Source organism: Acidovorax sp. 100 (assembly GCF_003688355.1).
GTDB lineage: Bacteria > Pseudomonadota > Gammaproteobacteria > Burkholderiales > Burkholderiaceae_C > Acidovorax > Acidovorax delafieldii.
Genome location: NZ_REFD01000001.1, coordinates 1,461,510 through 1,478,305 on the forward strand (window position 1 = coordinate 1,461,510; position 16,796 = coordinate 1,478,305).

Sequence of the window (16,796 nt, forward strand, 5' to 3'; positions counted from 1 at the left end):
CACCAACTTCTTCGAGGTGTGCCATGTCCGAATTCTTCTCGCCCTACGATGCCGACCGCCCGTTGATGCTGAAATGCAGCTGTGGCCGCGACCACACGGTGGCCGACCACCACACCGAGGTGTCGGCCGATGCCGCCGCAGCCACCCTGCGCCAGCGCAGCGAGACCCGTGAGTTCGAGCTCTACAGCAACGAGTTCATCGAAGCCACGCTGGTCAAGGCGCTGTTTCCGCAAGACGCAGTACGCCGCCGCTTCATCAAGGCGGTGGGCAAGGGAACGGCCATGGCGGCCATCGCGAGCGTGTTGCCTGTGGCCAGCATGCAGGCCATGGCGCAAGAGAAGCAGGGCGCACTGGAGAAGACCAACCTCAAGATCGGCTTCATCCCGATCACCTGCGCCACCCCGCTGATCATGGCCCACCCGCTGGGCTTCTACAGCAAGCAGGGCCTGAGCGTGGAAGTCACCAAGACGGCCGGCTGGGCACTGATCCGCGACAAGATGATCAACAAGGAGTACGACGCAACGCACTTCCTGAGCCCCATGCCGCTGGCGATCTCCATGGGCCTGGGCTCCAACGCCATGCCGATGAACGTGGCCACCATCCAGAACGTGAACGGCCAGGCCATCACGCTCAGCCTCAAGCACAAGGACAACCGCGATCCCAAGAACTGGAAGGGCTTCAAGTTCGCGATCCCCTTCGAGTACAGCATGCACAACTTCCTGTTGCGCTACTACCTGGCCGAGGCGGGCTTGAACCCCGACACCGACGTGCAGCTGCGCGTGGTGCCACCCGCCGAGATGGTGGCCAATCTGCGTGCGGGCAATATCGACGGCTTCCTCGGCCCCGATCCTTTCAACCAGCGTGCCGTGTTCGAGGAAGTCGGCTTCATCCACCTGCTCACCAAGGACCTGTGGAACGGCCACCCCTGTTGCGCCTTCGGCACCAGCACCGAGTTCATCCAGAAGAACCCCAACACCTTTGCCGCGCTGTACCGCGCGGTGCTCACCTCGGCCGCGATGGCGCGCGACCCGGCCAACCGCGAGCTCATCGCCAAGGTGATTGCGCCCCAGGCCTACCTGAACCAGCCCGAGGCAGTGCTCAACCAGGTGCTCACCGGAAAGTTCGCCGACGGCCTGGGCAAGATCCAGAACGTGCCGGACCGCGCGGACTTCGACCCCATGCCGTGGCAGAGCATGGCCGTGTGGATGCTCACGCAGATGCAGCGCTGGGGCTACATCAAGGGCGATGTGGACTACAAGCAGATTGCCGAAAAGGTGTTCCTCATCACCGATGCGAAAAAGCAGATGAAGGCGCTGGACCAGAAGGTGCCCGAAGGCGCATACCCCAAGTTCAAGATCATGGGGCGCGAATTCGATGCCGCCAAGGCGAGCGAGTACGCAAAGAGCTTCCCCATCCGCAAGGCGGCATGACATGACTCCCGCCAAGAACCTCAACCTGCGCGCGGGCCTGTTGTCCGTGCTCATCTTCCTGGCCCTGCTGGGGATCTGGTACATCGCCACCGCTTCTTCGGGCGCGGGCAACAGCACGGCCGGCATGACCGCCGAGCAGATCGAGTACGCCAAGATGATGGGCAAGGACCCAGGCGCCAGCGCCAAGGGCAGCGGCTTCCCCTCACTGGCAGAGATGGGCCGTACCGTGTGGGGGCACGTGTCCAACCCGTTCTATGACAACGGCCCCAACGACAAGGGCATCGCCATCCAGCTCGCGCATTCGCTGGGCCGGGTCGCGCTAGGGTTCGGCCTGGCCTGCTTGGTGGCGATACCGCTCGGTTTCGTCATCGGCATGTCGCCGCTGCTGCGCCGTGCGTTCGACCCGTTCATTCAGGTGCTCAAGCCCATCAGCCCGCTGGCGTGGATGCCGCTCGCTCTCTACACCATCAAGGACTCATCGATCTCGGGCATCTTCGTGATCTTCATCTGCTCGGTGTGGCCCATGCTGGTGAACACGGCGTTTGGCGTGGCATCGGTCAAGCGCGAGTGGCTCAACGTGTCGGCCACGCTGCAGGTCAACCCGCTGCGCAAGGCCTTCCTGGTGATCTTGCCCGCCGCAGCGCCCACCATCCTCACGGGCATGCGCATCAGCATGGGCATCGCCTGGCTAGTGATCGTGGCGGCCGAGATGCTGGTGGGCGGCACGGGGATTGGCTACTTTGTGTGGAACGAGTGGAACAACCTGTCGCTCACCAACGTGATCTTTGCCATCCTGGTGATTGGCGTGGTGGGCATGTTGCTCGACCTGGCCTTCGGCCAGCTGCAGAAGGTGGTGACCTATGTGGAGTGATGTCGCCCAGCGCCCGGCTGTTCCAGCCCCTCTTGCCACTGACGCCCCGCAACGAAAGGCCTCTGCCGTGACCCAAGGCTTCCTCCAGATTGACCGGCTGAGCAAAGCCTTTGTGCCCGCCAAGCCCGTGTTTGCCGATGTGTCGTTCACGCTCGACAAGGGTGAATTCGTCTGCATCATCGGCCACTCGGGCTGCGGCAAGACCACCATCCTGAACGTGCTGGCGGGGCTCGACACCGCCACCTCGGGCACCGTCATCATGGACGGGCGCGAAGTGGCCGGCCCCAGTCTGGACCGGGGCGTGGTGTTCCAGAGCCACGCGCTCATGCCCTGGCTCACGGTGCGCCAGAACATCGCGTTCGCCGTGAAGTCGCGCTGGCCTGACTGGAAGAAGGGCCAGGTGGATGTGCATGTGGAGAAGTTCGTGGCGCTGGTGGGCCTGAGCCCCGCCATTGACAAGAAGCCGTCGCAACTCTCAGGCGGTATGAAGCAGCGCGTGGGCATTGCGCGCGCGTTCTCCATCCAGCCCAAGATGTTGCTGCTGGATGAACCCTTTGGCGCACTGGATGCGCTCACGCGCGGCACCATCCAGGACGAGCTGATGGCCATCGTGCGCCAGACGCAGCAGACGGTTTTCATGATCACGCACGATGTGGACGAAGCCATCTTGCTGGCCGACCGCATCCTGCTCATGAGCAACGGCAACGAGACGCCCGAGGGCTACCGCCCCGGCGGCATCGCCGAGGTGGTGGTGAACCCACTGCCACGCGAACGTACGCGCACCAGCCTGCACCACCTGGACGGCTACTACGCGCTGCGCAACCACATCGTGGACTTTTTGGTGACGCGCGCCAAAGCCCACTGATTTCCTGAATAACCCAGCACTGTCGTGTTGCCCCTTGGGGGTGGCAGGGAGTGCTGCACCCTGAAGTTCCTGTTCCCTGTTCCAAAACCCATCCAACCGAAGGAGCCATCACCATGAACCGCAACGACGTTACCGAAAAGATCATCAGCACCAAGGTCGCCAAGGGCCTGCAATGGGAGGCCATTGCCAAGAAAGTCGGCCAGTCCAAGGAATGGACCACGGCCCTGTGCCTGGGCCAGATGACGGCCACGCCCGAGCAGGCCAAGATCGTGGGCAAGATCTTCGGCCTCACGGCCGAGGAGCAGAAGTGGCTGCAGGTGGTGCCCTACAAGGGCTCGCTGCCCACGCCCGTGCCCACCGATCCGCTGATCTACCGCTGGTACGAGGTGGTGAGTGTGTACGGCACCACCATCAAGGAGCTCATCCACGAGGAGTTTGGCGATGGCATCATGAGCGCCATCGACTTCAGCATGGATATCCAGCGCGAGGCCAATCCCAATGGCGACCGCGTGAATGTGGTCCTGTCCGGCAAATTCCTGCCGTATAAACAGTACTAACCCCCTGAGTCGCTTCGCGCCTTCCCTCTTTCTCTCGAATTGCTGCGCAATTCGGGAAGGGGGACACCGCCAGCGCCCGTCAGCGAAGCGCCGCCTGTGCGGCTTGGCGGCCCTTGCGCGGCGGTCGCTGGTATAGGCCGTGCTTGTTACACCGGCGTGGGCCTATGCATTGCGCCGAGTGGGGTAACGAAGACAGTCAGAGCACCTTGACCGCCCGGCCGATGAACTGGATGGGCCCTGTGGGCTTGCCAATCGGCGAGCCCGTGGGCGGTTCCAGCGTCAGCTCGAACAACTGGTTGGGCTGCAGCGGCGGCAGCTTGTCCAGCGGGATCTGCAGCGGCTGACCGGGCTGCACCAGGCCCAGCGACACGGGGCCGCTCCAGCCGTCGGCCTTGGTCCAGAACTCCAGGGCCTTACCGGCCGGTACTTCGGCCATACCCAGCGGAATCAGGCTGATCTGCCGGGGCGAGCTGGCCTGCACCACCCAGCCCGGGGCCTTGTCCTGTGGCGCGACCAGAACCACCAAGAACTGCGGTGGCGTGACCACTGGGGCGGTGCGGGTGACGAGCACTGCTGCGAGCACCGCCGCCATGGCAAAGCCCGAGCCGGCGAGGGCCCGCCACAGGCCCAGGTGGTCCCACCAGCGCACGGATGGCTTGCGCTCGGTTTTTGCGCGGGGTTGGGCGGCAACGGGTGTCGCAGTCGGCTGTGCGCTGGTGGCCTGCAGCGACTGGTCGATGCGCGCCCACAAGGCAGCGGGCGGCGCGATGGGCTCCGCCAGCTGGGTCAGCGGCAGCAGGCGGGCTTCCCATTCGGCCACCGCCTGTTGCAATGCCTTGTCACCTGGCAGGCGTTGCTGCACGCCCTGGCGTTCGGCGGCGGGCAGGGTGCCCAGCACGTACTCACCAGCCAGCACGCTCAGGTCTTCCGGCAAGTGCGTAGGCGGTGTGTTGCGCTGGTCGGTCATGCCATGCACTCCCGCAGCGAAACCAGGCTGCGCCGGATCCACGCCTTGACGGTGCCCAGCGGCGCGCCGAGGCGCTCCGCAATTTCTCCGTGCGAGCAGCCGTCCACATAGGCGTGCAGCACGCAGTTGCGGCGCGCGGGGTCCAGGGCCTCCAGGCAATGCTGCAGGCGGCCCAGGCTGGCGTTCAGCGCAAAGGTTTCCTCGACCTCATGGTGGGCCTGCACAGACATGTCGGCCTCCAGGGCTTGGGTGGTGGTGTCGTCCACATCAACGTGGCGGCCCGCGTCGCGAACGGCGTTCAGGGCCAGGTTGCGCACCACGCTGTAGATCCAGCCGCGTGCGCTGCCCCGGCGCGGGTCGTAGCTGGCGGCGCGGGTCCAGATGTTCACGCAGGCATCGTGCACGATGTCCTCGGCCAGGGCCCGCTGGCGCACGATGCGCAGCGCAACGCCCAGTAGCCGCGCGCCCTCCTGTTGGTACAGGCGGTGCATGGCCTGCCGGTCGCCCGCTGCGCAGGCGGCCAGAGCGGCTTCGTAGTCAAAATCGCCAGGGGTGTCGGGCACGGTGTGCAGGCAGCGGGGCCTCGTCTAAAGAGTGGGCGCATCGTAGCCGCAAACCCGCCACCGCCTGGCGGTAGCCCCCGCTGGGCAGGGGATTGCGTGTGCGTGGTTTACGCGGCCTTCCAGAAGATGTAGTCGGCCTGGTACTTCACGATCTGGCGCTCGCCCTTGTTGGCGGTGGTGCAGGCAGCAGCGGGTGCCACGCCACCCTTCAAGGCCACGCGCTGGATGAAGGTCACGCCGGTCATGGCGCCCGAACCCATGGCGGGGTTGGCCTTGACGAGCTGGTAGGGCAGGTTGCCCGTGCCCGATGGCGCCACGGCCAGCTGGGTGGCTGTCAGCTTGGACCCGTCGCTCGACTCCCAGGTGGCCGGCGGGCCGTAGTAGGTGCCCACTTGTTTGCCGCTGCGGTCATTCAGCACGGCCTTGGGGCCCACGAACACCCATTCGGTCTGGCCGGGCATGTTGGCCTTGTCGCGGCATTCGTAGGTGATCTCGCCCACGCCCACGGTTTCCATCGCCACCTTGTTGCCAGCCGGCACCTTGATGCTGTCGGGCAGGCTGTCCTGCGAATACATGGATTTGGAGGACGACGACATCATCGAGCCGCAGGCGCTCAGCAGCACGGCGGCAGCAATGGCGCCCGTCAGGGGGAGCAGGCGGGAGATGGGGGACGTGTGTATGGTCATGGCGTTTCTCTCTGGTCTGTGGGTTGATAGGACAGCAGCAACAAGATGCGCTGCTGAAGGTACTACCCACGAAAACGCCGTTTGGATGCAGTGGATGCCAAAAATTTTTTGCCGGTGCCAGACCGGGCCAGATTGCCGCCCGGGCCCGAGGCTGCCTCAATGCAGGGTCAGCGGCTGGGTGGTGGTCTTGACCCGCACCACGGCCGCCCGGTGCTCATAGGGGGTCACCGGTTGGCCCAGGATGGCGGCCGCCAGCGTTCGCGCCTGCCGGGCAATCGGTTCGATGTAGCGGCTGCACTGCCCGTCGATGCTGATGCAATCGCCCAGTGCATGGATGCGGGATACGCTGGTTTGCAGCGTGCCTGCGTCCACCGCAATGCCATGGGTCCAATCAAGCCCTGCACTCTGCGCCAGGCGGTGGGGGGGCAGCAGGCCTGCAGCCACCACCACTTCGTCCGCCGCAAAACGCCGCCCGCTGGTGGTGGAGACGCGGTAGCGCGAGCCCACGCGTTCCACCTGCTCCACCTGCAGACCGCCTTCAAAGCGGATGGACAGGTCTTTCCAGGCGTCCAGCAGCTGCGGGCCCGCCTGCTGGTCGTGCCAGCGCGCCAGTGGTTCGGTGGCCGTGTCCAGCAGCGTGATGTGGTGGCCGCCCAGTGCCAGGTCGTTGGCCAGCTCACTGCCGACCAGGCCCGCGCCGATGATGAGCACGTCCTTGGGCTGGTCGCCCAGGTGCTGGCGCAGGCGCTGGTAGGCGTCCAGGTGGTTGATGCGCCAGCACAGGCTGGCGGGCAAGCCCGGAGGCAAGGCGGCCTGCGCACCGTGGGCCAGCACCAGGTGACCGTAGCGCAGCACGCCCCGCGTGGTGCGCAGTTGGTGGGTGGCGGCGCAGATGCGCACGGCATGGGTGTGGGCCAGCAGGGTGACGCCCAGGCGGTGTGCCGCATCGCGGCCGGTTTCGGACACCAGGGCCAGCGGGTCCAGCTGGCGCGCCATGGCCACCGACAGCAAAGGCTTGTCGTACCGGTCGCCCGCGCAGGCCGTCACCAGGGTGATGGGCAGCGTGGCGCTGTGCTGGCGCAGGGTTTCGGCCAATTGCCAGCCTGCACGGCCCGCGCCGACGATGACCACGCCCGGCTCTCCACGCACGCGAAGGGAGGCGGCTGGCGCTGCGCTGGCCTGCGCCCGCAGCGCCTCCAGCGTGGGGGCTTCGTACGGCGAAAAATCGGCCTTGGTCACGCCGCACAAGGGGCAGGCCCAGTCGTCGGGTATGTCCGCCAGCCGCGTGCCGGGCGGCAGGCCGCCATCGGGGTCGCCGTCGGCCTCGTGGTAGACGTAGCCGCAGGCGTTGCAGATGTAGCTTTGCCAGGGCGCCTGGGCGGCCGCGTCGGCAAACGCATCGCACAGCGCCTGCGATGCCGCGCTCAACACGAACTCGGAGGTAACCGACGGCGTGGTGGCGGTGGGGAGGGCGCGCGTCATGCAGGCATCTCCTCGGTGCTGAGCCGGGCGATCTCCTTGCGCAGGTGCTTGATGGCGGGCGTGACGATGGCCACAAAGTGCGACTCGCGCACGCGCCGCTGCACGTCCGAGCTCATCAGGTAGCCGCGCGCACCCTGGTGCATCAGGGCGGACTGGGCGGCGCGCAGGCACAGCTCCGCGCCATGGGCACGGGCGTCCAGCACATCGATGAAGAAGTCGGTGCTTGTGTCGAACGGCGTCTGGGCCAGTTGCATTACGCGTGCGGTCAGTGCATCCAGTTCGGCCTGCAGGGCGTCGGGCCGGTCTTCCAGGAACTGGTTGACGTGGCCCAGTTGGGCCTCCACCGCCCACATCGAGTCGATGGCGCCCTGGGTGATGCCCACCGCCATGCCACATTGCAGCATCACGAACGCAGCGCGGATGCGGGCAATAAAGGGGCGGGTGGGGTCGGCCATGATGTCGGCCGTGCCGATGAAATGGTCCTTGAGCCGCAGCGCATAGGTGCCCGTGCCCTCCATGGCGGAGAAGCTGGGGCATTCGCGCATCTCCACGCCCGGTGCGTCGCAGCGCAGCAGGAACATTACCTCGCGCTGGCTGGCCGTGCCGTCGGCCTCCACCACCGCCGCAATCGCGCCGCAGTAGTGGTCGGGCCCCAGGTTGCTCACCCAGGGCAGGGTGCCGTTGATGAGGCAGCCCCCCTCCACTGGCGTGGCCTTGAGCAGCAGGCTTTCGATCTGCGCGTAGCTCTTCATGGGGTTGGACAGCGCCGTGCCGCCCATGCCTGCGCCGCTGGCGTGGCGCTGCAGCACATCGCCCATCAGCGCGGGGTTGCCCGACTGCTGCAGGTACAGCCCGCACACCGCCTGGCACCACATCATGAAGCCCGTGGCGCCGCACACGCGCGAGGCCTCGGCCATGGCGCGGATGGCCAGGCCGTAGTCGGCCGGGCCGGCCGTGCTGTCCAGGTGCGCGCTCATCGCGCCCACGGCGGCCAGCTGCTGCAGCTCCGCGCAGGGGTAGTAGCCGGTGCGGTCAATTGCCTCCACCTGCGCGGCCAGCGGGCCCTGCGCGATCTGGCGCACGGCGGCCAGCAGCGCATCGCCCCGCAGGGCGCCGTCCAGGTGGAGTTGGGGAGGGAGGTCGGCGGGGTTCATGGGGCTCCTTGGGTGCGCAGGGCGGGCTCGGTGGCGGGGCTGTTTAGTCCGCGAGGCTGATCTCGAACGGAATGGGGTTGCGCATGCTGTTGGCCACGGGCGAGTAGAAGTTGGCGTGCTGCACGATCTCGTCCAGCACCTCGCGCGGTGCATCGCCTTCCACCAGCACCTTCACGCGGATCGCCTGGAAGCCCATCTCCGGCGGCGTCTTCTGCAATGCACCACCCGCACCCCAGGCGGCGGGGTTGCCGATGTCGCCTTCCATGAACACCTCGATCTTGCTGAGCTTGACCTGCTTCCAGGTGGCCACGGCCGTGATGCCCACGGCCAGGCAGCCGCCCAGGCCCGACAGCACGATCTCGCCGGGCGCAGGTGCCGTGTCCTGGCCGAACAGGTGCAGGGGCTCGTCCACCACCACCGGCGCATGGTTGCCCACATAGCTCAGCGAGCGGTACTGCCCCTCCATCACCGTATGGACCTTGTTGGTACCCCGGCTGGCAGGGTTGTTGCGTCCCTTGTCGGCAAAGGCCATCAGCCCGTCGCGGTCGATGGGGCGCAGGTGCGTGTGCACGGTGGTGACAGGGGCAGAGGGTTCCAGCAGATCGGTGGACATGGTGTTCCTTGGAGAAAGAGAAGGGAATGCAAAAAAAGGACAGGGTTCGCAGCGGGCCATGCCCGCTGCAACAACGCACGGGGCTCAGGCCGCCAGTGCCAGCGCAGGCTTTTTGGGGAACTTGACCAGAGGCAGCCCGCTTTCGATCGGCAGCTTGTCGTCGCGCGACCATTCGTTCCACGAGCCGAAGTACATGCGCACATCGGCAAAGCCCGCCTGCTTGAGCGCCAGGAAGGTGTTGGACGCGCGTGCGCCCTTGAAGCAATACAGGTACACCGTGTCCGCCGGGCTGATGCCCGCCGTGGCGCATTCGGCGCGCACTTCGTCGGGCGACTTGAACACCGGACCCTGGGGCGAGGGCTTCATGAAGCGGTACCACTCCAGCCACTTGGCGCCCGGCAGGCGGCCCTTGCGTGGCGCGAAGTCCTTGCCATAAGGGCTGGAGCTGTCGCCAATCCACTCGTCCACATCGCGCACGTCCAGCAGCACGGTGTCGGTGCCCAGGGCCTCGATCACATCCTCCTTGGTCAGCATCACATCGGTGGTGGCCAGCTGGGTGGGGAAGATGGCGGGCGTGGGCACCACCGCCTCGGTGGAGACGGGCAGCTCTGCCGCCTTCCAGGCAGAGTAGCCGCCATTCAATACCTTGACCTTGGGGTAGCCCAGCCAGGTCAGCAGGTAGTAGCCCCGGCACGACTGGCCGTAGCCGCTGTTGAGCGCATCTTCATAGAACACGGCCGTCTCGGCGCCCGACAGGCCGATGGCGCCCAGGTGCGCGGCAAAGGTGTCTTTCAGCTCCTGCAGGCCTTGGGGCGTGGAGGTGGCGAGATACGTGAATGTCTCGCGCAGGTTCACCGCGCCGGGGATGTGCCCCAGAGCATAGGTGTCGGCGTCGCGGGTGTCGATCAGCACCACAGGCTCTGCGGCTTGCAGGGCCAACAACTGGGTGGGTGAGATGAGGACGGCGTCGGAGGCGGTGGCGGTCACGGTGCTCATGGAAAACCTTTCGGTGCGGTGGTGGGCGGGATGCCTGCCTTCCTTATCGCAACAGGTGTGCCAGAGCGGGTGGAGATGGGTAAATTTGAATAAAAATGGCTGGAAGCGCTAGTGAAATATGTGTTGGCAGCTATTGATTTGATAGTGAGTTGGGTTTGGCCATTTGTCGGTAGCCAGGGTGGAGCAGACCGCGCCAGACACTGTGTCTACAAATTGTCGACACAGTGTCCGTCGTCACTTCAGACCCGCCTTGCGCAGCCGGTAGCTGAACTGCCGCAGCGTCAGCCCCAGGCTCTGCGCTGCACGCGACTGGTTGCCGTGGTGCTCGGCCAGTGCTGTCTGCAGCACCAACACGCTGTGCGATTGGGCTGGCGCGTAGTCACGCACCAGCGGCGCCGGGGCAATGGCCGGGCGTTCTGCTGCCGTGGTGGCTGCAGGAGGCTGTGGTGCGGGCTGCGGAGGCAAAGGCACGGACGCAGCCGGCAGAAACCGGTCCAGCTCCGCCCGCGCCACCAGCGTGTCATTGGTCAGCAGCACCAGGCGTTCGATCACATTGCCCAGCTCGCGGATGTTGCCGGGCCAGGGGTGTTCTTCCAGCCGCGCCAGCGCGTCGGGCGAGAGGTTCACGTTGCGCTGGTGCGCCTGATTGGCGCGGCTCACAAAGTGCAGCGCCAGCGCGCGGATGTCCTCGCGCCGCTCGGCCAGCGAGGGCAGATGGATCGGAATCACATGCAGGCGGTAGTACAGGTCCTGCCGAAAGCGGCCTGCCTCCACATCGGCCGCCAGGTCGCGGTGGGTGGCCGCCACCAGGCGCACGTTGACCTTGACCTCGCGCTGCCCGCCCAGGCGCACCAGCGTGCCCTCCTGCAGCGTGCGCAGCAGCTTGGACTGCAGGGCCAACGGCAGCTCGCCAATCTCGTCCAGAAAGATGGTGCCGCTGTCGGCCTGCTCGAACCAGCCCGCGCGGGCTGTGCTGGCGCCGGTGAATGCGCCTTTTTCGTAGCCAAACAGTTCGGATTCGAACAGCGCGTCCGGAATGGCCGAGCAGTTGACCTTGATGAAGGGCCGGTCGCGCCGCCCGCTGGCCAGGTGCACGGCGCGTGCGAACAGCTCCTTGCCCGTGCCCGACTGGCCCAGCAGCAGCACGGTGGCCTGGGTTTGTGACACACGCTCCAGCTCGCTCAAGGCCTGCAGCAGCGGTGGCGAGCTGCCAATGAGCCCGTAGCGCGCGCTTTTGGTGTTGAGCGCATTGGCCAGCACGGCGTTGCGCGCCTGCAGCTGCCGCGTCTGCTCGGCCACCAGGGCTTCCAGCTGCAGCAGCTGCCCGACCAGCGTGGCCAGCACGCGCAGCACCGCCAGGTCGTCGTTCAGGTGGCGCTGGCGGCTGCGGATGCGGTGACAGGCCAGCACGCCGATGGGCGCGTTGTTGACCTCGATGGGCAGGGCGATGAAGGCCACCGTCTCGGGCGGCAGCTGGCTGCGCTCCACCGCGCGTGCCAGGAACAGCGGTTCGGCATCAATGTCCTGCACGATGGCAGGCTGCCCCGTGGCCAGCACGCGGCCTGTGATGCCCTCGCCCCAGGCGTACCGCCCGCGCTGCACCTCGGCCTGGGTGAGGCCGTAGGCGTGCTGGATGGAGGCGGTGCGCGGCGCGCCGGCTGGGGAGGAGGGAGCGTCGTCCACCAGCACGATGCGCCCCCGGTTCAGGCCCAGCAGTTCGCTCATCAGGTGCAGCATTTCGCGCAGCACCAGGCCGGGCGCCAGGCTGCGGCCGATGAGGCGCATCACCTCGCGCATCAGCAGCAGCTCCTGGGCGTGCCAGTCGGTGGGGCTGTGCGAGCGGGCCGTGCTGGAAGGGGAGGGCATGGGCGGTGGGGGCATGTGAGGGCGATTGCAAGTTCTGCGCCCGGGTGCATTAAAGTCGCCTGCGTCCCGCCGTTTACCGACTTTTTCACCTTCTCGAAAGCCCCCACCATGACCACCCTCGGAACCCCTCTGTCCCCCCATGCCACCAAAGTCATGCTGCTGGGCTCGGGCGAGCTGGGCAAGGAGGTGCTGATCGCGCTGCAACGCCTGGGCGTGGAAACCATCGCTGTGGACCGTTACGACAACGCGCCCGGCCAGCAGGTGGCCCACCACGCGCGCACCATCACCATGAGCGACCCGGCCCAGCTCAAGGCGCTGATCGAAGCCGAACGGCCCCACCTGGTGGTGCCCGAGATCGAAGCCATCGCCACCCCCATGCTCGAAGAGCTGGAAGCCGTGGGCACCGTGCGCGTGATCCCCACGGCCCGCGCAGCGCGCCTGACCATGGACCGTGAAGGCATCCGCGTGCTGGCCGCCGAGACGCTGGGGTTGCCCACCAGCCCGTACAAATTCTGTAATTCGCTCGAAGAGTTGCAGGCCGCGATTGATGGCGGGATTGGTTACCCTTGCATCGTCAAGCCCGTCATGAGCAGCTCGGGCAAGGGCCAGAGCAAGATCGACGGCCCCGCCGACGTGAAAAAGGCCTGGGACTACGCCATGGCCGGTGGCCGCGTGAGCCACGGCCGCGTGATCGTCGAGGGCTTCATCGACTTTGACTACGAGATCACCCAGCTCACCGTGCGGTCGGTGGGCACCGACGGCCAGATCACCACCAGCTTCTGCGACCCCATCGGCCATGTGCAGGTGAGCGGCGACTATGTGGAAAGCTGGCAGCCCCACCCCATGCACCCGGCCGCACTCGAAAAGTCGCGCCAGATCGCCAAGGCCGTGACCGACAACCTGGGCGGCCAGGGATTGTTTGGCGTGGAGCTGTTCGTCAAGGGCCAGGAGGTCTGGTTCAGCGAAGTGAGCCCCCGCCCGCACGACACGGGCCTGGTCACGCTGTGCACCCAGCACCAGAGCGAGTTCGAGCTGCACGCCCGCGCCATCCTGGGCCTGCCGGTGGACACGAGTCTGCGCAACCCCGGCGCCAGTGCCGTCATCTACGGCGGTGTGGAAGCCCAGGGCATCGTGTTCGATGGTGTGGAAGAAGCGCTGCGCGTGCCGGGCTCCGACCTGCGCCTGTTTGGCAAGCCCGAGAGTTTTGTGAAGCGCCGCATGGGCGTGGCGCTGGCGCGGGCTGAGAATGTGGACACGGCGCGTGCGAACGCCAAGCTGGCGGCGAGCAAGGTCAGGCCCCGCGTGGCCTGATAGCCTGCGGCCGCTGTTGCGGCGGGCCGGTGCGACGACCGCGCTTCTGAAGGAGAAACCCCTGTGAGCCTGAGTGCGCGGATCCTGTGGCTGGTGCTGGCAGCCTCTTTGTTGCCTGTGCCGGCCCTGGTGTGGCTGCTGCTGGAGTTCCGGGTGACCACCACCGGACAGGCGCGCGACCGGCTGGTGACCCGGGCAGGCATCATTGCCAGCAACCTGGACGACAAGATCGCTGGTACCGGGCAACTCTTGTTTGGCCTTGGGCGTGTCCCCCTGCTGGCAGCGGGCGACAAGGCGGCCTGCTCTGATTTCCTGGCAGATGTCCTCAAGGAACATCCTCAGTACACCGGCATCCTCACCATCCAGCCCGATGGCTCCTTGTTCTGTGATTCGCTGCGCAGTGGCCGTTCCCTGGACCTCCGGGACCGCAGTTACTTTCAGCGTGCGCTGACGGCCTCCGGGCCGGTGCTGGAAGCGGTCGTAGGCCGCCTGACGGGCAAAGGAGTGCTGCAGGTGGCCTACCCGGTGCGCGATGCGGGAGGCACGTTGCGCTTCATCCTGCTGGCCTCGCTCGACATGCAGGACTACGGGCAGGCCACGGTGCATGCACAGCGCTATGAGCGTATGCATCTGCAGGTATGGAATTCCGACGGTTCGGTGGTCATGGACTTCCGCCGGCCGGAGGTGGCGCCGCTGACCCTGGGGGACGCCGAACGCACTTTCATGTTGCAAGCGGTCGAAGGGCATGCCGTGATGGAGGGGGCCGATGGCGTGCGTCGCGTCTGGGTGCGCGCCCAGTTGCCGCGCGCACAGGGCTCGGATCTGCGTCTGGCCCTGGCCGTGCCCGAGGACGACCTGCGTGGCCCGGTGGAGCGCCAGTTCCGGAGCGCACTGCTCGGGGTGCTGGCACTGGCGGTCATCGTGTTCGTTGCTGCTTTTCTGCTGGTGGAATTTGCGGTGCGCCGCCATGCCATGCGCGCCATCCGCGCCATTGGCCGCATGGATGCTGGCAACTACGCCGAACCCATTGGCACACCCTATCCCCCGGGAGAGCTGGGGCAGGTGGCCCGGGCACTGGACCGGATGGCGGAGTCCCTGCTGCGCCAGCAGCAGTCCATCGCGCAACACACGGAGACGCTGGAGCGCCAGGCGCGGCGAGACCCCCTGACCGACTTGGCCAACCGCTACAGCCTCACGGAGCGGCTGGACGCGGCGTTGGACCGGGCGCGAGAGCAGGGCCACTGCGTGGCCGTTCTGGCCATGGACCTGGACCGGTTCAAAGGGGTGAACGACAGCCTGGGCCATGCCCGGGGTGATGCCTTGCTCAAGGAGGTGGCGCTCCGGTTGCAGGGTTGTGTACGTCCCGGCGATGTGGTGGCCCGGCCGGGAGGGGATGAGTTTGTGGTGGTGCTGCCCGACCTGCCGGACCCAGCCGTGGTGGAGCCCATGGCGCGGCGCATTGTGCGGGCGCTGACCCTGCCTGTGGAGACCGGCACGTCCAGCTGGTTGCTGGGCACCAGCCTGGGCATTGCGGTCTTCCCGCAGGATGGGGACTCCGGGGATCTCCTGCTGCGCAATGCGGATGTGGCCATGTACGACGCCAAGGACCTGGGTGGGAACCGGCTGGCTTTCTTCAGCCCGCACATGACGGAGGTGTTGACGGAGCGCCTGCGGGTGGAGGCGGGCCTGCGCCATGCCATCGAGCACGACGGGCTGCGCCTGCACTATCAGCCCATCATGGATGCGCGGACGGGGCGTGTGTCGTCGGTGGAGGCGCTGGTGCGGTGGGCGGACCCGGAGCGTGGGCTGGTGTCTCCGCTGCAGTTCATCGGTATTGCGGAAGAAACGGGGCTGATCGTGCCCCTGGGCGAATGGGTGCTGAACGAGGCCTGCGCGCAGGCACGCCGTTGGCTGGATGCCGGTTGGGGGGAGATCCCGGTGGCGGTGAATCTCTCGGCCCGTCAGTTCCAGGAGCCCGAGCTGGACCAGGTGGTGGCCCGCGCCCTGCAAAGCACCGGGTGCCCACCCCGGTTGCTGCAATTGGAGATCACTGAAAGCGCGATCATGGAGCCCGTGGAGGAGGCCTTGCAGACCATGCAGCGCCTCGCCGCTCTGGGCGTGCAGTTGGCCATCGACGACTTCGGCACCGGCTATTCGTCACTGAGCCAGCTCAAGCGGTTTCCGGTGCGCAAGCTCAAGATCGACCGCTCTTTCGTCAACGATCTGGGGAGCAATGACCGGGGCGAAGCACTGGTGGACGCCATCGTGGCCCTGGCGCAAAAGCTGGGCTTGCGTACGGTGGCCGAGGGCGTGGAAACCGAGCACCAAGCCCAGTGGCTGACCCGGCTGGGGTGCGACGAACTGCAGGGTTACCTCTTTTCCCTGCCTTGCGCGCCACAAGACCTTGAAAACTGGTGGCAGGGCCGAGTGGCAGACCGCCCTGCCGACCTCACTCCCGGATCTGCCGCCCCGTGAGCTTGAGGAACAAGTCTTCCAGATTGGCCGGCCGGTGCAGCGTGCGCAGGTGGCCGTGTGCGGCCAAGGCCTGCAGCAGCGGCTGGGCGTTCTGGGTATAGAAAAACACGGTCTCGCCGCTGATTTCCACGCGGGCGGCCAGGGCGCGCAGCGCGGTGTCTTCGGCCATCTGGACGGCCCCCACGCCGAACACCTCCACCACATCCGGCTCCAGGTGCTGGGCGATCAACTCGCGCGGGCGGCCTTCGGCAATCTTGCGGCCGTGGTCCAGCACCAGCAGGCGCGAGCACAGGCGCTCGGCCTCGTCCATGAAGTGGGTGGTCAGCAGGATCGACTTGCCTTGCTGCAGCAGCAGTTGCAGGCGCTCCCACATCAGGTGGCGGGCTTGCGGGTCCAGGCCGGTGGTGGGCTCGTCCAGCAGCAGCAGGCGCGGGTTGTTGACCAAGGCGCGCGCCAGCGACAGGCGCCGCTTCATGCCGCCCGACAGCTCGCCCGGCTTGGCGTCGGCCTTGTGGGTGAGGGCGGCAAACTCCAGCAACTGGGGCACACGCTCGTCCATCACCGGGCCCTTCAGGCCGAAGTAGCGGCCGAACACGCGCAGGTTTTCGGCGCAGGTGAAGTCCGGGTCGAGGGTGTCGAACTGCGTGACCACACCCAGCTGCGCCTTGATGGCCAGCGCATCGCGGGGCATCAGCAGCGGGGCCGTGCCGGGCTGGGGCGTGAAGTGCACTTCGCCCCCGTCTGGCGACGCCAGGCCCAGGCACATGCGGATGGTGGTGGTCTTGCCCGCGCCGTTGGGGCCGATGACCCCCAGGCATTCGCCGGGAGCAATGGCGAAGGACACGTCGTCCACCACCGTGGTCTCGCCATAACGTTTGCGCAGGTGCAGGGCTTCAAAAAGTGCGGTCATGGAGGGATTGTGTGCGACGAGTGCGTCCGTGGTGCTTGGGGACGGATTTT

The 16,796-nt window shown here is 66.7% G+C and carries 15 protein-coding genes; 6 read left to right on the top strand and 9 right to left on the bottom strand.

Translation table 11 applies throughout. From position 1 onward, the window contains the following. Window positions 1–23: 23 nt before the first annotated feature. The 4 genes from C8C96_RS06870 (at window position 24) to cynS (ending at window position 3,723) form a co-directional block, all read left to right on the top strand. Window positions 24–1,430: a CmpA/NrtA family ABC transporter substrate-binding protein gene (locus C8C96_RS06870; RefSeq protein WP_121941852.1), complete on the top strand. Its 1,407-nt coding sequence runs from the start codon at window positions 24–26 to the stop codon at window positions 1,428–1,430. 1 nt (window position 1,431) lies between these two features. Beyond that, window positions 1,432–2,301 carry a nitrate ABC transporter permease gene (ntrB, locus tag C8C96_RS06875; protein ID WP_099731375.1) on the top strand — a complete coding sequence of 290 codons (870 nt, stop codon included), beginning with the start codon at window positions 1,432–1,434 and terminating at the stop codon, window positions 2,299–2,301. Further along, complete coding sequence (locus C8C96_RS06880) at window positions 2,291–3,166, top strand: ABC transporter ATP-binding protein (protein WP_121941853.1); 876 nt, start codon at window positions 2,291–2,293, stop codon at window positions 3,164–3,166. The genes ntrB and C8C96_RS06880 overlap by 11 nt, the downstream gene beginning before the upstream one ends. Before the next feature lie 113 nt (window positions 3,167–3,279). Next, window positions 3,280–3,723 (top strand): cyanase, encoded by a 444-nt coding sequence (cynS, locus tag C8C96_RS06885; RefSeq protein WP_008905293.1) that lies wholly within the window; start codon window positions 3,280–3,282, stop codon window positions 3,721–3,723. A gap of 196 nt (window positions 3,724–3,919) precedes the next feature. On the opposite strand, the gene C8C96_RS06890 is transcribed toward cynS, so the two are convergent. The 8 genes from C8C96_RS06890 to C8C96_RS06925 all read right to left on the bottom strand — a co-directional run bounded on the left by C8C96_RS06890 (window position 3,920) and on the right by C8C96_RS06925 (window position 12,050). Next, window positions 3,920–4,690, bottom strand: coding sequence for an anti-sigma factor domain-containing protein (locus tag C8C96_RS06890; protein WP_121941854.1), 771 nt, complete (start codon window positions 4,688–4,690; stop codon window positions 3,920–3,922). Beyond that, window positions 4,687–5,253 carry a sigma-70 family RNA polymerase sigma factor gene (locus C8C96_RS06895; RefSeq protein WP_055396332.1) on the bottom strand — a complete coding sequence of 189 codons (567 nt, stop codon included), beginning with the start codon at window positions 5,251–5,253 and terminating at the stop codon, window positions 4,687–4,689. The genes C8C96_RS06890 and C8C96_RS06895 overlap by 4 nt, the downstream gene beginning before the upstream one ends. 107 nt (window positions 5,254–5,360) lie before the next feature. Continuing rightward, window positions 5,361–5,939 (bottom strand): DUF3455 domain-containing protein, encoded by a 579-nt coding sequence (locus C8C96_RS06900; RefSeq protein ID WP_055396334.1) that lies wholly within the window; start codon window positions 5,937–5,939, stop codon window positions 5,361–5,363. A gap of 156 nt (window positions 5,940–6,095) precedes the next feature. Next, window positions 6,096–7,421 (bottom strand): FAD-dependent oxidoreductase, encoded by a 1,326-nt coding sequence (locus tag C8C96_RS06905; protein ID WP_121941855.1) that lies wholly within the window; start codon window positions 7,419–7,421, stop codon window positions 6,096–6,098. Then, window positions 7,418–8,575 (bottom strand): acyl-CoA dehydrogenase family protein, encoded by a 1,158-nt coding sequence (locus C8C96_RS06910; protein ID WP_121941856.1) that lies wholly within the window; start codon window positions 8,573–8,575, stop codon window positions 7,418–7,420. Before C8C96_RS06910 ends, C8C96_RS06905 begins: the two co-directional genes overlap by 4 nt. Before the next feature lie 43 nt (window positions 8,576–8,618). Further along, a complete protein-coding gene (locus tag C8C96_RS06915; protein ID WP_008905298.1) occupies window positions 8,619–9,188 on the bottom strand; it encodes an OsmC family protein in 570 nt (189 codons plus the stop codon). An 84-nt stretch (window positions 9,189–9,272) separates the two neighbouring features. After that, complete coding sequence (locus C8C96_RS06920; RefSeq protein WP_056745584.1) at window positions 9,273–10,184, bottom strand: sulfurtransferase; 912 nt, start codon at window positions 10,182–10,184, stop codon at window positions 9,273–9,275. Between the two features lie 234 nt (window positions 10,185–10,418). Next, window positions 10,419–12,050 (bottom strand): sigma-54-dependent Fis family transcriptional regulator, encoded by a 1,632-nt coding sequence (locus tag C8C96_RS06925; RefSeq protein ID WP_233584176.1) that lies wholly within the window; start codon window positions 12,048–12,050, stop codon window positions 10,419–10,421. 108 nt (window positions 12,051–12,158) lie between these two features. Here C8C96_RS06925 and purT point away from each other — a divergent pair, with 108 nt between their 5' ends. Further along, on the top strand, window positions 12,159–13,361 hold the full coding sequence (gene purT / locus C8C96_RS06930; protein ID WP_121941858.1) for a formate-dependent phosphoribosylglycinamide formyltransferase: 1,203 nt from the start codon (window positions 12,159–12,161) through the stop codon (window positions 13,359–13,361). A 63-nt stretch (window positions 13,362–13,424) separates the two neighbouring features. Next, window positions 13,425–15,836: a bifunctional diguanylate cyclase/phosphodiesterase gene (locus tag C8C96_RS06935; RefSeq protein ID WP_121941859.1), complete on the top strand. Its 2,412-nt coding sequence runs from the start codon at window positions 13,425–13,427 to the stop codon at window positions 15,834–15,836. Here C8C96_RS06935 and C8C96_RS06940 read toward each other — a convergent pair. Further along, window positions 15,811–16,746 (bottom strand): ATP-binding cassette domain-containing protein, encoded by a 936-nt coding sequence (locus C8C96_RS06940; RefSeq protein WP_056745575.1) that lies wholly within the window; start codon window positions 16,744–16,746, stop codon window positions 15,811–15,813. The two genes, C8C96_RS06935 and C8C96_RS06940, sit on opposite strands and share 26 nt — an antisense overlap. Window positions 16,747–16,796 lie beyond the last annotated feature (50 nt).

Excerpts from the sequence above, each read along its gene's own strand:
- C8C96_RS06870 (WP_121941852.1), top strand. The coding sequence starts at position 24 with ATGTCCGAATTCTTCTCGCCCTACGATGCCGACCGCCCGTTGATGCTG.
- ntrB (WP_099731375.1), top strand. The coding sequence starts at position 1,432 with ATGACTCCCGCCAAGAACCTCAACCTGCGCGCGGGCCTGTTGTCCGTG.
- C8C96_RS06880 (WP_121941853.1), top strand. The coding sequence starts at position 2,291 with ATGTGGAGTGATGTCGCCCAGCGCCCGGCTGTTCCAGCCCCTCTTGCC.
- cynS (WP_008905293.1), top strand. The coding sequence starts at position 3,280 with ATGAACCGCAACGACGTTACCGAAAAGATCATCAGCACCAAGGTCGCC.
- C8C96_RS06890 (WP_121941854.1), bottom strand. The coding sequence starts at position 4,690 with ATGACCGACCAGCGCAACACACCGCCTACGCACTTGCCGGAAGACCTG.
- C8C96_RS06900 (WP_055396334.1), bottom strand. The coding sequence starts at position 5,939 with ATGACCATACACACGTCCCCCATCTCCCGCCTGCTCCCCCTGACGGGC.
- C8C96_RS06905 (WP_121941855.1), bottom strand. The coding sequence starts at position 7,421 with ATGACGCGCGCCCTCCCCACCGCCACCACGCCGTCGGTTACCTCCGAG.
- C8C96_RS06910 (WP_121941856.1), bottom strand. The coding sequence starts at position 8,575 with ATGAACCCCGCCGACCTCCCTCCCCAACTCCACCTGGACGGCGCCCTG.
- C8C96_RS06915 (WP_008905298.1), bottom strand. The coding sequence starts at position 9,188 with ATGTCCACCGATCTGCTGGAACCCTCTGCCCCTGTCACCACCGTGCAC.
- C8C96_RS06920 (WP_056745584.1), bottom strand. The coding sequence starts at position 10,184 with ATGAGCACCGTGACCGCCACCGCCTCCGACGCCGTCCTCATCTCACCC.
- C8C96_RS06925 (WP_233584176.1), bottom strand. The coding sequence starts at position 12,050 with ATGCCCTCCCCTTCCAGCACGGCCCGCTCGCACAGCCCCACCGACTGG.
- purT (WP_121941858.1), top strand. The coding sequence starts at position 12,159 with ATGACCACCCTCGGAACCCCTCTGTCCCCCCATGCCACCAAAGTCATG.
- C8C96_RS06940 (WP_056745575.1), bottom strand. The coding sequence starts at position 16,746 with ATGACCGCACTTTTTGAAGCCCTGCACCTGCGCAAACGTTATGGCGAG.